This window comes from Flexibacter flexilis DSM 6793 (assembly GCF_900112255.1).
In the GTDB taxonomy this organism is placed as follows: Bacteria; Bacteroidota; Bacteroidia; order Cytophagales; family Flexibacteraceae; genus Flexibacter; species Flexibacter flexilis.
Window position 1 is genome coordinate 1 of sequence record NZ_FOLE01000006.1, and the last position, 15,776, is coordinate 15,776.

The 15,776-nt window shown below is 42.8% G+C and carries 9 protein-coding genes; 2 read left to right on the forward strand and 7 right to left on the reverse strand.

What is annotated here, in order from left to right; all coding sequences use genetic code 11:
- Positions 1–470 precede the first annotated feature (470 nt).
- Complete coding sequence (locus BM090_RS18835) at positions 471–2,684, forward strand: TonB-dependent receptor plug domain-containing protein (protein WP_091512120.1); 2,214 nt, start codon at positions 471–473, stop codon at positions 2,682–2,684.
- 73 nt (positions 2,685–2,757) lie between these two features.
- On the opposite strand, the gene BM090_RS10410 is transcribed toward BM090_RS18835, so the two are convergent.
- On the reverse strand, positions 2,758–4,599 hold the full coding sequence (locus BM090_RS10410) for a glycosyltransferase (RefSeq protein ID WP_091512123.1): 1,842 nt from the start codon (positions 4,597–4,599) through the stop codon (positions 2,758–2,760).
- A 443-nt stretch (positions 4,600–5,042) separates the two neighbouring features.
- On the opposite strand from BM090_RS10410, the gene BM090_RS10415 reads away from it, so the two are divergent.
- A complete protein-coding gene (locus BM090_RS10415) occupies positions 5,043–6,332 on the forward strand; it encodes an aminopeptidase P family protein (RefSeq protein ID WP_091512836.1) in 1,290 nt (429 codons plus the stop codon).
- Positions 6,333–6,382: 50 nt separating this feature from the next.
- On the opposite strand, the gene tamL is transcribed toward BM090_RS10415, so the two are convergent.
- The 6 genes from tamL to BM090_RS10445 form a co-directional block, all read right to left on the reverse strand.
- Positions 6,383–8,833 carry a translocation and assembly module lipoprotein TamL gene (gene tamL / locus BM090_RS10420; protein ID WP_091512127.1) on the reverse strand — a complete coding sequence of 817 codons (2,451 nt, stop codon included), beginning with the start codon at positions 8,831–8,833 and terminating at the stop codon, positions 6,383–6,385.
- Positions 8,834–8,967: 134 nt separating this feature from the next.
- Positions 8,968–9,834, reverse strand: coding sequence for a glucose-1-phosphate thymidylyltransferase RfbA (gene rfbA / locus BM090_RS10425; RefSeq protein ID WP_091512131.1), 867 nt, complete (start codon positions 9,832–9,834; stop codon positions 8,968–8,970).
- A gap of 136 nt (positions 9,835–9,970) precedes the next feature.
- Complete coding sequence (locus BM090_RS10430; RefSeq protein WP_091512134.1) at positions 9,971–10,351, reverse strand: DNA-directed RNA polymerase subunit omega; 381 nt, start codon at positions 10,349–10,351, stop codon at positions 9,971–9,973.
- A gap of 31 nt (positions 10,352–10,382) precedes the next feature.
- Entirely contained in the window at positions 10,383–11,165 is a 783-nt protein-coding gene (locus BM090_RS10435) for an outer membrane protein assembly factor BamD (protein WP_221405380.1), read from the reverse strand.
- A gap of 155 nt (positions 11,166–11,320) precedes the next feature.
- Positions 11,321–12,517 (reverse strand): class I SAM-dependent rRNA methyltransferase, encoded by a 1,197-nt coding sequence (locus BM090_RS10440; RefSeq protein WP_091512141.1) that lies wholly within the window; start codon positions 12,515–12,517, stop codon positions 11,321–11,323.
- Positions 12,518–12,569: 52 nt separating this feature from the next.
- Positions 12,570–15,608, reverse strand: a complete 3,039-nt coding sequence (locus BM090_RS10445; protein ID WP_091512145.1) for an ATP-binding cassette domain-containing protein — start codon at positions 15,606–15,608, stop codon at positions 12,570–12,572.
- Positions 15,609–15,776: the final 168 nt, after the last annotated feature.

Genomic DNA, 15,776 nt, shown 5'->3' on the forward strand with positions numbered 1-15,776 from the left:
CCCCACCCCGACACAAAACCCCACCCCGACACAAAAACCCCACCCCGACACAAAAACCCCACCCCGACACAAAACCCCACCCCCGACCCCTCCCCAGTGGGGAGGGGAAGAAAACAGAGACGCGCTGATGAAAAAGATACACGCAAAAAAGACACGCATTGAAATACGTGTCTATGGGAAATAAAATAAATGATACGCACCAAGGCAATTTTAATGTTTGTGGTAAAGCAGTGATTTTTAGTGCCTGCACATCCAATACTCATTGATTGCTTTTATATCATTATAAAATAACTTCTTATATTTATCTGATGGATAAATGTAAAGTGTGCCAAAAAAAATCATCCAATATTATTGATAGTAAGGCGATTACGAAGCATAATTTAGGCTTAATATAACCACAAAATCAAAAACATATATTTGGCGATTATAGAATAATCTATTTGTATAACGTACTGTTTTTGAATCTTCTTATGAAAAAAATCTTACTTTTTGTTTTTATTAGCATGATGTCTGTTTCGGCACTTGCACAAATTGTTCCTACAGCCGAAGACACGATGCGTTATGAGAACTTGTTAATGCTATCGCTGGAAGAGCTCATGAATATAGAGGTCTCTACCGCATCCAAAAACAATGAAAAATTGGGCGATGCGCCCGCCATTTTTTCCATTATCACCCAAAACGATATTCAAAGCTATGGGGCAAACAATATTTTGGATTTGCTTGACCGCGTAACGAGTGTTTATTCTATGGGTTCGGCTTTGCTGCCCGACAATGTGGTTTCGATACGCGGCGATGCTACTACGCATTACAATAACCATGTGTTGGTGCTTATCAATGGCCGACCTTTTCGCGATAACATTGGTGGTGGTATCCGCATGGCCTTGTACTTGATGTACCCGTTGGCGCGTATTACTCGCATCGAAATCATTCGCGGACCAGGTTCGGTGCTATACGGAACGGGGGCTTATACGGGCGTAATTAATATTATTACTAAAGAAGCCGACAAACAAAATTCGACGGTTTCCGCATCGGTGGGCGGCTTTGGTCGTTCGCAGATTTCGGCTGTAACAGGCAAAAAGTTTGGTCATTTTGCCATTAGTGGCGGCGTTAATGCGTTACAAGAAAAAGGTTGGGATTTTACAGCTTCCGACAATGGCTATTTTGGTTCGTCTCCACGTGTTACGCGCACCATCAAAATGCTACAAGAAGGTATCGGGGCAGATTTGAATATGAAATACAAAGACCTGACAGCCAGTGCATATTATGGCAACAGTAAGCAACGCGCCATGTACTTCCCGCAATCGTGGTCGAGCTACACAAGCATTACCAAAAATGGCGATACGTCACAAGTGTACAAAGATTATAACGCCATCAACGAAGTGTTTTTTGGGGATTTGGGCTACCGCAAAGACATTACCAAAAACTGGAACTTGGCTGTAAACGGCACTTTCAACCGCACCAAACTCACCGAAGCCAGCGAAGACGCCAACGATGATATTGCCGTTTCGACTTCTACCGACTGGATTGGCGAATTTACTAACACCTTCAAACTTGGCACAAAAGGTAATTTGTTGGTTGGCGGCCTCGCCAACGGCATTAGCGGCGAACAAACTTTTCCGATTAGCCTCAAAAAAGACAAAACAACTGCCGCGCCTTATCAAGCCGTTGGATTTGGTAGTTTTAATATCTACAACGATCATTTGGGCAAAAACCCTGACGCGCCGTATATCATTGAGCCTTACGAGGAAGTTTGGTATTCGGGCTACGTGCAAGCCGACTACAAAGTATTGCCCGAACTTAAATTAGTGGCAGGTGGCCAAGTGAATAAAGTCCCCAAAATCAAAGCCGATTTTGTGCCGCGTTTGGGTGCGATTTATAATTTTTCGGACGAAATCGGGACTAAAATTTTGTATGGAGAAGCTTTTCGGGTAGGCTCATCCTCGGAGCGATTTATTAAGGTTGATTTTGTTTTTGGAGATAAAAATTTGAAACCCGAAAAAATTCGTACAACGGAAATAATGCTTTTCTTCAAAGATAAAAACAATAAATTTAACTCATCGCTGACCTATTTCCATAGCGACCAAAACAACCTGATCAACCGCTCGGCACAAGCGGCCATAGATGCCCATTTGCCTACAAGTGAACTGATTATCAATACGGGTAAGCGTATTTCGCAGGGTTTAGAGTTTGATTTTGTGTATAATTTGAACCGTTATTTTAATATGCAAGGTTCGTTTACGGCCATGAGCAGCCTCGACAAGGTAAATGCAAAAACAGCGGCTCATACGGACACTATTTATGAAGTAAGCGACTATCAGGCTACGCCACAAAGCATGGCCAAAGCGGGTATTACTTACAATGGAAATGGTATAATGGTTGGTATTTTTGATAGCTTCTTTCAAGGAACATTGCGCACAAACCAATACGGCACGGCTCTAATGCCTCGCCTGAATCCTGCTATCCAGTCGTTTCATTGGCTTTCGGCGCAAGTGCAATTAGATTTGTACCGAATATTGAATGGCAAAGCCTTAGAAGGCTTACAATTAGGCGTTTATGGCAAGAATCTTTTGAATGAAAAAGTCATGATGGCGGACCCTCAATTTGGAATCAATTCAATGCCTGCGCGTGGTGGCCGCCAAATTATGTTTTCGATAAGTTATACTTTCGACCGCATGGGACAGTAATTTTCCACGCACAATTTTTCCATAAAAAGAAACCCTATAAAGTGATGAGCCTTATAGGGTTTCTTTTTGGGAGTTAATTCTTTGCGCCGACGCGCTCCAATGCCACATCGTAGGCTTTGTTATAATAAGTTACTAAGTTTTGCCAATCAAAATCACTGGACGAACGCTCTACGCGGTTGCGCAGCTCAATGCGGTCGCGGCGCGAGAGTTGCACAAAATCAAACATGATTTCGGCCATTTGCTCGGCGGCTTCATAGAAACCCCTGTCGCGGCGATGAATCATATAAATGCCTTTGTCGTCGTGGTCGGGCATGGCTTTTTCTACATAATCCCCGAAACCCGCCAAATCGCTGGTAATGGTTGGTACACCACTGGCAATACATTCGAGTGGCGTATAACCCCATGGCTCGTAGTAACTTGGGAAAACACCCAAATGGCAACCGCGCACAAACTGGCCGTATTCCATGGCAAAAAGTGGATTGGTTGGAGCAATAAAATCGGGGTGATAGACGATTTTTACGCGGTCGTCGTAGTGATTCACCAGATTGGATTTGCGCAAAAACTGCAAAATTTCGTCATGATCGCTATTCTCCAAATCGTGCGTAACCACTGAGGGCAACTGCTGCGACTTCCAAGACTGAATCGTACGGCGCAAACGCAGTTTCCAGTAATCGTCCACAAACTCATTAAGGTCGGGCAGCTTGGTTTCTTGGCTGGCCGCCGCCGTATGAAATAATTTTGTACCCACTTGTTTTACAATCGCCTCGCAATCTTGGCGTATTTCCTCCATCACGGCGCGAGAGTGCAAAGCCTGCGAATTGATAGAACGGAACGGCTGTTTGGTAATAAAAAACATTACGACAGTCGTGTCTATGCCCGCGTGTTTCATTTTCCAGTTGAGCCGCGCGAGAGCTTCGAGCGTGAGGTCATAACCTTTATTACGGTACTCAAAACGGCCAGATGTGAAAAAGTAAAGCGTATTGTCCAAATCAAAAGAATAGCTTTGGAAAAAATGCCCCATCACAAACTGATTGATTTGCTCTTTGAAACGCTGATGCAATACCTGAAATTCATGTAAAGCTGTAAACCGCTCAATATTAAGGCCATTTGGTAATATTACGTCGGGTTTTCTTCCTAAGAAATGAATACATTCTTGCGCTGTTACCTCGCTTACAGTCGTGAAGACGTGCGCACCATGTGCGGCGGCGCGTTCGGTTTTGGCAATGGCTATTACGTTGAAGCGTTGCGCTTCTTCGTACCAATTAATATGAGATAGTCGGTCGTAAAAAAACGGATCGTTCATGGCCACATAACGCCCCAATAGTGTGGCGTGTGTGGTGAATAGCAAACCCATACGCGTATTTTGGCGGCGTAGGTCAGGGATTGGCATGGCGGCCATCCATTCATGGAAATGCGCTAAAATATTGCAGTCGGCGGCCAACGGCGAATGTTCGAGGGTTTGCAAAAAGACTTTGGTCAAATACCCAAAAGCCACCACCTGACTGAACAAGTCGTCGCCTTCGGGCGATGCAATATCGTGATGCTCCCAAAGTTCGTATTTGAGTGCGCCGAGTTTGTTATAAATACTAAATGGATTGAAAAGTACCACACGAGGCCGCCCCGTTACTAACCAAGTGCCGTAATGTACCTCAAAACCAGCCTCGCGCATACGTTGTACGGCTTGGCCATACACGCCGCTCAAATCGTCGGTTGGTTCAAATTCTGCCGAAACGTTTTTATGTAAATAAGTCCCGATAAGGCAATAGTCATCGCCCCATTTTTCCATCATCGTAGGAGCTTTAGAGCGAATAACGGTATAAATGCCGCCGAGTTGGTTGCAAACTTCCCACGCCACTTCTACAAGCAAGTTGCGACGCGAGTTGGTTTGGGTGGTTGGTGTAAGGCTGTTTTGCATATTGTATGGTAAACTGTTGAGCTATTGTGTCTTTTGATAAATATCAATTTAGTTTAAATGCTTTTCCAATAATGATTTGTACGTCAAATACATAACGTTTCTTTTTATTGGATAACTTTTTTTAATGAATAAACTGCTGTCTGGCAGACACCGCAAAACGTAATCTGAAATTACAAGTTTGGATGGTGTGTAGTGGCAATATATCAAAAAAATGTTAGCTTATCCAAACAGAAAACAAAAACACTGTTTCGGTAATATGTACAATATACCAATGCCGCAGTAATTGCTTTGTGTACATAATGTTGCGGGGTGGAGTGCTGTGTTTTTACAAAACTTTTTCATCTGCTTAGGCCAAAGGCTTTTTTTTACGAGAAAATTTCTAAGATTTGCAAATAGTTGCCATTGGCACAAATACTATTTTGTTAATCTTTCTTTTCGTAGCAATGAAATATTTACCAATTGACTCCAAGTTATTTATAGATAATCGTAAACGCTTTGCGGCGCAACTCAAGCCCAAATCCGTTGCCTTTTTCCATTCTAACGACATCATGCCGACCAACGCCGACGGCACGATGCTTTTCCGCCAAAACAACGATTTGCTTTACCTTTCGGGCATCGACCAAGAAGAATCTATTTTGGTGTTGTTCCCCGACGCGCACGAGCCGCAATACCGCGAAATGCTTTTTTTGCGCGAAACCAACGAATACATCGCCGTTTGGGAAGGCCATAAATTCACCAAACCAGAAGCCCGCGAAACTTCTGGTATTCAGACGATCTACTGGCTTTCGGACTTTGAAAAAATATTGCCAATTCTGATGAGTGAGGCCGAAAATGTGTACCTCAACACCAACGAACACACGCGTGCGGTGATAGAAGTAGAAACACGTGATGCCCGTTTTATCAAATCGTGCCAAGCACGTTATCCGTTGCACCGCTACGAACGCAGCGCACCGATTATGCACCGCCTCAGAGCCATCAAATCGGATATAGAAGTGGGATTGATTCAGCAGGCTTGCAACATCACGGAAAAAGGTTTCCGCCGCTTGCTGGGTTTCGTAAAACCAAACGTAACCGAATACGAAATCGAAGCCGAACTTATCCACGAGTTTGTACGCAACCGTTCCAAAGGTTTTGCGTATTCGCCGATTATCGCTTCGGGCGCGAATGCTTGCGTGCTTCATTACATCGAAAACAATCAGATTTGTAAAGATGGCGATTTGATTTTGTTGGACGTAGCCGCCGAATATGCCAATTACGCTTCAGACCTAACGCGTTGCGTACCTGCGAACGGTCGTTTTTCGCCACGCCAAAAAGAAGTGTATAACGCCGTGTTGCGTGTGATGCGCAAGTCTATCCAACGCCTCGTGGTGGGTAACAATTGGATTGATTATCACAAAGAAGTAGGCGCGTTTATGGAAGAAGAATTAGTGAATTTGGGCTTGATTAGTTTGCAAGACATCAAAAACCAAAACCCTGACGTGCCCGCCTACAAAAAATATTTTATGCATGGCGCGTCGCACCATTTGGGCTTAGACGTGCACGACGTGGGCAGCAAATACCACACGTTCGAAGCAGGCATGGTGTTTACTTGCGAACCAGGCATTTATATTCGTGAAGAAGGCTTAGGCGTTCGCATCGAAAACAATATCCTGATTACGCCAGACGGCAACCGCGATTTGATGGCTTCTATTCCTGTGGAAGTGGACGAAATCGAAGATTTGATGAATCGTTAATCTGAAACAAAAATGCCGATACGCGTAAATGTTGCGTATCGGCATTTTGTTTAAAATGGATAACCAATCCCCACGTTAAGCAACGTTTGGCCTTTGTCGCGCCATTTGTGCAGCACCCAACGTTTGTTGAGCGTCTCGGCAGGGTCGTAGGTTTTTGCACTTACATCGAAGCGCACAATCATAAACGAGAAATTCAGGCGCAAGCCAGCCCCAACACCCAATGCGATTTGTTCCCAGAAACGCGTAGCACGAAATTGCGCTCCCGCATTTTGTTCTGATTCCGTCAGTGCCCATGTGTTGCCAGCGTCCGCAAACAAAGCCGTTTCCACAAAACCAAACAGCTTTTGACGCAATTCGATATTGGCTTCCATGATGATATTGCCTGCTTGTTCGTACTGATAAGTAGCTTTGCCCGAAGCGTCGCGGTAGGTGTACGAACCCAGCCCCAAACGGCGCGGAGCCCAAGCACGCACACTGTTACTTCCTCCACTAAAAAAATATTTTTCCCAAGGCAAAGTAGCGGTAGAGCTACCCGCAAACTGTCCAATAGGAACGGCAGCCCCTGCATTGAGGCGGGCGGCAATCATAGTAGATTTGGAGGCAGGCTGATAAAATCGGAAGTCCGCATTCACTTTTACATAGCGATAGTATTGCAACTTGAAAAGTTCTTCGCTATTATTCTTCAAAATTGTTTTGTTCAGAAAACTGGGCAGCAAACCACCAATTTCAGCATTTACTCTAAAATATTTAGAACGCTTGTGCGAACCTGTTTGGTTGGTATTGTGCATATAATACGCCCCGAAACTAGTAACTAGCGAATTATTGAAGCTCATTATCAGGCTGTTGCCATTAATGGCCTGTGTTATCAGAAAATCTCGAAAATCTGTATCAATGTTTCTGGTATGGTTCACGCTTACATCTATGGGCGTAACACCAATCTGTGAATAAGGTGTAGTTTGAATGGTATAAGTAAGCGAGGCTTTAATAATGTTACGAGCATATTCGGGGCGCGTAACAGAGGTATAACCACCAATAAAACGCGTGCGCGGCGAATACGGATTTAGTTCTTGACTGAGCTTGGAAGGCAAAAGCGCATTAGGGAACGAAAGAGATGCATTAAAGCCCCATTCCGTTGCTCTGTAAATCCTATCTGACTGAAAGGCACTGAGTTGCCCTTCTTGCGAATAGCGTCCGCCCAATTCAAAAATTCCTAAATATCGAAAAACATTACGTACTTTAAACGTCCCATTTACAAACGGGCCTGGCGCACCCTGACTCACCACCAAACCCAATTCGTCCGAGACTTGGTAACGAGGCAAACGGCTCGTAAAGATGTTTAGTTTGAGTTTGCCGCCTGTACTGTCAAAATTAAAATTCACGAATTTGTAAATGTCCATGCTGGCCAATTGTGCCTGCGAATTTTGGATTTTGGAATAGCTGTACCATTCGGGCGGGTGCTGCAAAATCTTGGTATCTACTATTTTATCCGAAAAATCTCTTTCGTTTGTTTTATAAAAAACCTGATTATACGTCCACGTCGTGTCGGGGGCTGTGCCTCTGTCGTTGTCTATAAAAAATCGTATATTATTGATCCTGTATGGCTTATGTCGGCCGTTGGCGGGGTTTTGAATCAAAAATTTAAGACTTGTTCCGTAAAATTTCTGGCGCAAAGTATCAGGCAAAGCCGTATCAGCTACCACACTGATGTATTTGCGGCTAAAAGCAAAATAGCCCGAATTACGAAGTAGTCTGTCGATGCGGTCGCGTTCGGAGATAAGGTTATTTTGTTTATAAATTTCGTCGGGCTTTACGGACACTTGCTTGGCTGTACTGTCCAACAAATGTTGTATGCGTGCGTCGTCGGTAACGTACTGAACTTTATAAATCTTGTGGGGTTCGTTTTCTGTAATCTGGTAAGTAATCGTGATTTTGCGAAATCGCTCTTTGAAGCTGTACGAAACCCGCGCGTCAAAATATCCTTGATTGAACAAATATGTTTGGATTTCGTGCGCCGTTTTTTGGGTTTGGAGCGTATCCAACACTACGGGCGGTTCGCCTACTACGCGCATCATCCAGTTGCCTTCGTCGAGTTTGGTTTGGAGCTTTTGTAGTTTCTTGTCTCGTTTGGCCTCCAGCTTCGTTACACGCTTTACGTTTTGGGTGTCGGCATGAATTTTGGTGGCATAGCGCAACTTTGTTTTTTCGATGTCTTCCTTGATTTTTTCGGGTTTGTAGAATTTTTTCCCCGCAAAATAAGCGTACAGATAAGGCATAGACTCCAATACCTTACGGTTGCCTTTTTGTTGAAAAAGCATTTCTATTTCTTCTTGTGAGTTGTGTTTGTTGCCTTTCACTACTTGCCGCGTGAGCAAATATTTATCTTTCTCCAAAAAAGTAGCACTCACACAACCCGACAAAAAACAAGCCAGTACACACACGTGGGTCAGCGGATTTTTGCCCAGACGGTTTACCCAAATATAAATACAACAAAAATGGCGCATCAAGAATATTTTTTCAGATGAACGAATTAGCTACAAAATTGGCAGGATTACAAGTGTTTTTCTATTCGATTAACGAAAAAAACCCCAAGCCATTATTGCGGTTTGGGGTTTTGTATCAAATTTCGTGCAGCAAATTACTTGCCCTCGGCCAATTCTACCAAATATTTGCCATAGCCACTTTTTACGAGAGGTTGCGCAATTTTGCGCAATTGGTCGGCATCAATGTAGCCCATACGGAACGCCACTTCTTCGATACAGCCGATTTTCAGCCCCTGACGCTCTTCGATTACCTGTACAAAGTTGCCAGCCTGCATCAAAGAAGTAAAAGTACCAGTGTCGAGCCATGCCGTACCTCTATCCAACACGCCTACTTTGAGTTTGCCGCGTTCGAGATATACCTTGTTTACGTCGGTGATTTCAAGTTCGCCGCGTGGACTTGGCTTGAGGTTTTTGGCAATATTTACTACCTCATTATCATAAAAATAAAGGCCTGGTACAGCAAAATTTGATTTCGGATTCAGCGGTTTTTCTTCAATAGAAATCGCTTGATTATCTTCATTAAATTCTACTACGCCATAGCGTTCGGGGTCTTGTACGTGGTAAGCAAACACTACGCCACCGTCTGGGTCGCTATTGGCTTGCAGTAGCTTGGGCATACCCGAACCATAAAAAATATTATCGCCCAAAATCAAGGCTACTTTATCGTTGCCAATGAACTCTTCTCCAATGACAAAGGCCTGCGCCAAACCGTCTGGACTTGGTTGGACGGCATAGCTAAACGAACAGCCCAAATTTTTACCGTCGCCCAACAATTTTTGGAAATGTGGCAAATCGTGCGGTGTAGAAATAATCAGGATTTCGCGAATGCCAGAAAGCATCAGTACCGACAAAGGGTAATAAATCATGGGTTTATCATAAACAGGCATAAGCTGTTTACTTACCGCTAACGTAAGCGGGTGTAGGCGCGTACCCGAGCCGCCAGCCAGAATAATTCCTTTCATAAATAATACAATATCGTTTTTTGCAAAACTAAGTAATCTAAAATGCTTTTCACAGACTATGAGCGAATATTTAGCATAAAAAAAAGCCGCTCAAGTATAAATTTGAACGGCTTTTCACTAAAAGAAAAACTTACAATTATTTCTTTGCTGTTGGGGCTGCTTCTGCGTCAGGTTCTGGATGACGGAAATACACCTTGCCGTCCAAAAATTCTTCAATAGCAACCAACGTTGGTTTTGGAAGTTTTTCGTAGTATTTCGAGATTTCGATTTGCTCGCGGTTCTCAAATACTTCTTCCAAGTTGTCCACCGTAGAAGCAAAATCAGCTAACTTAGAGTTAAGCTCATCTTTCATCGCAGAAGAAATCTGACGAGCGCGTTTGCCGATGATGTTCAAAGACTCATAAACGTTGCCTGTTGGTTCGCTAAACTTTACCATGTTGCGGGTAACGATAGACGAAGGCACAGCGTCGCCAACGCTTTTTGTTTTGGAATTGTTAGAACGTGCAGTAGCTGCCATTTTTTATGTGAAATTTATATTAAAAACCTAATTATTTCTTCTCTGTAGGGGCGGTTCTGGCCGTTGCGTTGTCGTACATTCGTTCGGCATCGCGCACAAATTTACTCTTCGGATAGCTATCTACGAAATTTTGGTAAAATTTTATTACTTGGGCATAACGTTCTGGCTGCTTGGCCGCCACGCTATTACGCGCCAACAAGTATGCCGATTCCACTTTTAAGTAGGTAACTTCTTCGTTATGAGCTGATTCAGGGAAATCTTTTTTGAAGTTATCAAACGTAATGATAGCCGCCTTAAAATCTTCTTTTTTCAGGTACAATTTAGCATTTTCGTAGGCTTTGCGCTCTAATTTCTGACGCAAATTCTCGGTCAGTACGCTGCAAGTATCTTTGTACGAAGATTCTGGATACTGCATCATAAAGTTATGCAAATTCTCGATAGCCGAATACGTGGACGTTTGGTCGAGGTTGTAAGGCGCAGAATCTTGATACTCAGAAAGTGCCTGCATAAATGCCGCTTCTTCTACAAACTGGCTACGCGGATAAGTTTCCACAAAGCTCTTGAAGTAAAACGCACTCAAAATCAAATCGCCCTGATAATAATTACAGTACGCAAACGTCAATTGAGCTTGTTCGGCGCGTTCTGTTCCTTTGAGTACAGGAATTAACTCTTCCAACAGCACAGAAGCCCTGAAAAAGTCATCTTTTTCGTAATATTTCATAGCCGCATCGTATTTCTCTTCCACAGAGCCTTCGCGTTGCAACTTCTGAAATTTACTACAAGCTCCCAGCACCACAAGCAGGAGCAAAGCCATGAAAAAACTACTTATTTTTTTCGGATTAAGCATAATGAGGACAAAGGTACGATTTTTAATACAAAATCAAGAACCCAACACCGCAATTATCTGCCGTATGTTGGGTTTCTTGGCTACATTATATCGAAATCGATGGTCAGTTTATTGTGTGGGCTTTATTCCACGTACAAAACCAAACCTTTCAAGTATTCGCTTTCGGGGTGATAAATATTGACGGGGTGGTCGGAAGGCTGGTGCAATTGGTGCAAAATACGCACGTTGCGACGCGCGTCGGCGGCTGCCCCAAACACGATTTTGCGGAACAAATCCGTGTCGATGTGTTGCGAGCATGAGAACGTAAAAATCAAACCTCCGCTTTTTATCTTCCTGAATCCCATTAAGTTAAGTTCTTTGTAGCCGCGTGTGGCGTTCGGTACAGAACGGGCATTTTTGGCAAATGCGGGCGGGTCGAGTACCATAATGTCGTATTGCTCGGTGCAACGTTTGAGGTAGTCAAAGCAATCTTCGGCAAACGAAGCGTGCGGCGCATTTTCTCCAAAATTAAGCATTACGTTTTGGTCGCAAACGGCTACGGCATCTTTGGAAATATCCACCGAATCTACTTTCGTAGCTCCGCCAGCCAACGCATACACACTAAAACCGCCAGTATAACAAAACGCATTCAATACTTTTTTGCCAGCCGAATAATAGCGCAACAACTCGCGGTTGTCGCGTTGGTCGAGGAAAAAGCCTGTTTTTTGACCTTTTTCAAAATCAATCAAAAACTTAACGCCATTTTCCAACACCTCGATTTTTTGCTCAGGATTTTTATCGTCCGAAAGCCAGCCGTTAGACAATTGCACGTCTTCGAGCCACTCGGTATTTTGTTTATTTTTCAAATAAATTTTGTCGTAACCGATGCGGCGAATGCCTTCAATCAAATAATCTTTGATTTTTTCCGTGCCTTTGATAAGTACTTGCAACACCACCACCGAGCCGTACACGTCGGCAATCACACCAGGCAAAAAGTCGCCTTCCGCGTGCAATAACCTGAAACAGTCAGTTGGTTTTGGGCTGGTTTCCAGCACAAATTTCTGGCGAAGTGTATAAGCATTTTGCACTTTTTCTATCCAGTAATCGGCTGTATCAAAGCTTTTGGGCTGTGTAGTATATTCAAAAACACGGCAACTAATTTGGCTTTGAGAAGAGAAAAACCCGTAGCCCAACAATTTGTGGTCGTTGTCGCAAACGGCTACAATGTCTCCGTTTTCGGCTTGTGGTAACGTTTTGATTGCCCCCGAAAAAATCCAAGGGTGACGCAATATCATGGCGCGGTCGCGGCCAGATTTTAAGATAAGTTTGGGATACTCCACTTTATTTTTTATTGAAAAGAATGCTAAAAAAGGCTTGTATGTCAGGCTCTTATTAATATTTTTCTTTGCGGAAAAGTCTCAAGTTGATGAGCTTGCGCAACCAACCAAAATACAAAGCCCAGTACAAAAATAGCGACATTGACCAAATTGCCACAATATTAAAATATAGCGTTGGGAAATAACGACCTGCAAAATACTTTGTTGGGGCAAAGAAATGAGAGCTAAAATCAAAGAAATGTGTGTGTTCTTTGGGATTTACGTACACAGGATAAATTTTTTGTACCAAACGGCCATTGTACTCCACAATGCGTTTTTCGATGCTAGAACCTGTAACCAAGGTTTTAACCGTTTCGTTATGGTTTTTTTGCTGTAAAGCAATGAATTGGGCGCGTAACTCATCGGTTTTGGTACGTTCATAAATCAGGGCATCGCGCTGCGAAGTGGCTGTGTTATATTCTTTTACATAATTTTTGCGCACCTCGTCCAGATAGGTTTTAAATGCCACTACCGAATTTTCTCCGAATTTATCCGCATCAAGCAACACCAAATCAGGCATTTTAATACTTGGGTGTAAGGGCTGTTCTAATTGTAATTCTGTACGCAAAACCGCCAATTTATCCAGATATTCAGGGCTTTTGCATTTGCCTTCTTGCGCCCAATTGTGGCACATTTCCAAATAACTCACCAGCTCAGGTATATAATACGTCTTCTTATATTCAGCAGAATAGAGTTTTTGTTCTACGTTATAAAAAAGTTCTTCGTAAGGATTTTCTTTAAAAGTAGTAACGGCTAAAGCCTCAAAAGCCCAACGCGAAGCCATCAACTCGCCTACAATTGGCACTTTTCCTTGTCCAGCAACGCTTGGATTTATTTCATCAAATTTCACTACGATTCCACCCAAAATCAGTTGTGGAATGAGTAAAATTGGAATCAAAATGTAAATGGTAACGACCGAATTGAACGTAGCAGAAATGTTGAGACCCAGCATATTAGCAAAGCAAGAAGCCGAAAACAGCACTAGCCAGTGCGAAATAATTATTTCTGTATCCGAAATACCCACCACCCAGTTGCCTATCCATATATAACATAGCGTTTGAATGGCTGAAAATGTAAATAAAATGGCTGTTTTGGAAAGAAAATAACTGTGTTTGCTCAAATTCAGGAAGCGTTCGCGTTTCAGGATTTTGGCATCGCGAATAATTTCTTCGGCACTGATAGTCAAGCCCATAAAGAGTGCGATAATCACACTCATAAACAAGTAGGACGGAATGTTTACGTTTTCGCCGAACAGATAGCCGTTCTCTTGGTCGGGGCGATAAAAGCGCACGATAAACGACAAAATAATAGCCAACGCAGGAGCTTCCAGCAAATTAATCGTCAAATATTGCGTATTGTTTAGCTTGGCTTTTAGGTCACGTGTAACAAAAATTAACCATTGTTTCAGGTGATTGGGTACATCTAGCGTGTTGTCAGGTTTTTCTATAACTCGCTGAACCGTAGGTGTTTTTATATTTTCTAAAAAAGATTGATACCATTTTTCGGGCGAAGTGCGTCGCAAGTTGGTCATGTTGCCAAACTCATCAACGACTTTATTTTCGATAATATTAAAAATCTGTTCGGGGTTTACGTTACCGCAGGCACTACACGCGCCTTCTTCCTTGGTTATTTGGTTGGCCAATTTCTTAAAATACACTACGGCTTCTACTGGGTTGCCGTAGTAAATCTGATAACCTCCTGAATCTAAGATAATTAACTTGTCGAACATTTTGAACAAATCCGAAGAAGGCTGATGTATTACTACAAAAATCAGCTTGCCCGTCAGTGTTAGTTCGCGCAATAAGTCCAAAATATTTTCTGAATCGCGGGAAGAAAGCCCAGATGTCGGCTCGTCCACAAACATAATGGAAGGCTCGCGTAAAAGCTCCAAACCGATATTGAGGCGTTTGCGTTGCCCACCGCTGATGGTTTTTTCCAACACATTCCCCACTTTCAAATCCTTGATTTCGTAAAGACCCAAATTGTTGAGTGTTTGCAAAACCAATTGGTTCAACTCGCCTTCAGTGGCTTTGCCAAAGCAGAGTTTGGCTGCGTAATAAAGGTTTTGATAAACCGAAAGTTCTTCTATAAGTAAGTCGTCCTGAGGTACATAGCCGATTACGCCTTGTACTTCTTCACTATTTTCGTAAATGTCTATGCCATTGATAAGCACTTGGCCTTGTTGCGGACGTACCGTGCCGTTCAGGGCGTTGAGTAGCGTGGATTTGCCCGAACCACTCGCACCCATCAGGGCAATAAGTGTCCCCGATTCTTCGGCAATATTTACGTGTCTTAGGCCTCTTTTTCCGTTATTAAAATAATAAGAAATATCGCAAGCCTCAAATGTAATCCGCTGACTATTATCGCCTTTCAGGAAGCAGTTGATTACTTCGCTGTAATAGATTGGTTCGAGTTTGTCGCCACGTATTACACTCCCGTTGTTGAGCAAATACAAATGATCTTCGCGCAGAATATCGCCGTTGAGATAAAGATCTTCGTAAGCGTAAGGATCTATCACGCGCAAAAAGTACATTTCTATTCCCGTCAGGTGCAAAACAGCTATTTCGCTTCGCAAATGAGGTTTATAAAAATGTTTAATATCTGTTTCTGGGCGACGTTCATCTCCATCTATAAGCAGCAAATTTGGCGATGAAATTGAGCGAAAACTATCGGCCATCATAAATTCTTTAATAGCCTCGTATTTGCTTTCGTGAATGTTGAACGATTTGCAAATCAATTGCATAAAATCTTCTTCGCCTTCGCTCAAACTATGGTCAGAAAGTACCAATTCCGTCAGGCGCAGCAGAATAACGGTTTTTTGCTTGATAGAAAGTTCCTGATTGATTTGCGTGCAAATGCGTACTATTTCTTCGCCACCCAAATTATTCGCCGACGAAAACTCATCAAATAGCTTCAAATATGCACCTACTGCCGTATCGTTGAGGTTGTCGTTCAGGAATTTCTGAATCAACTGCCTTTCTTTTTCCGACACACCATCTACTCTTGCAATGATGGCCAGTAATTTGATAATGGCTTGTAGTATTTGTGCATTCATATCGTACGATTAAAAAAGCAAATCAGTAATTAGAGTTATTTCAGACAGGAATTTTCTAAAAAGATGCAATTTATACATAAATTATGTGTTTTCGTATTTTATCCAATAAAAAAGGCCGAAAATCTATAATAACATAGACATTCGGCCTTTTGTAAGGGATTTAAAATG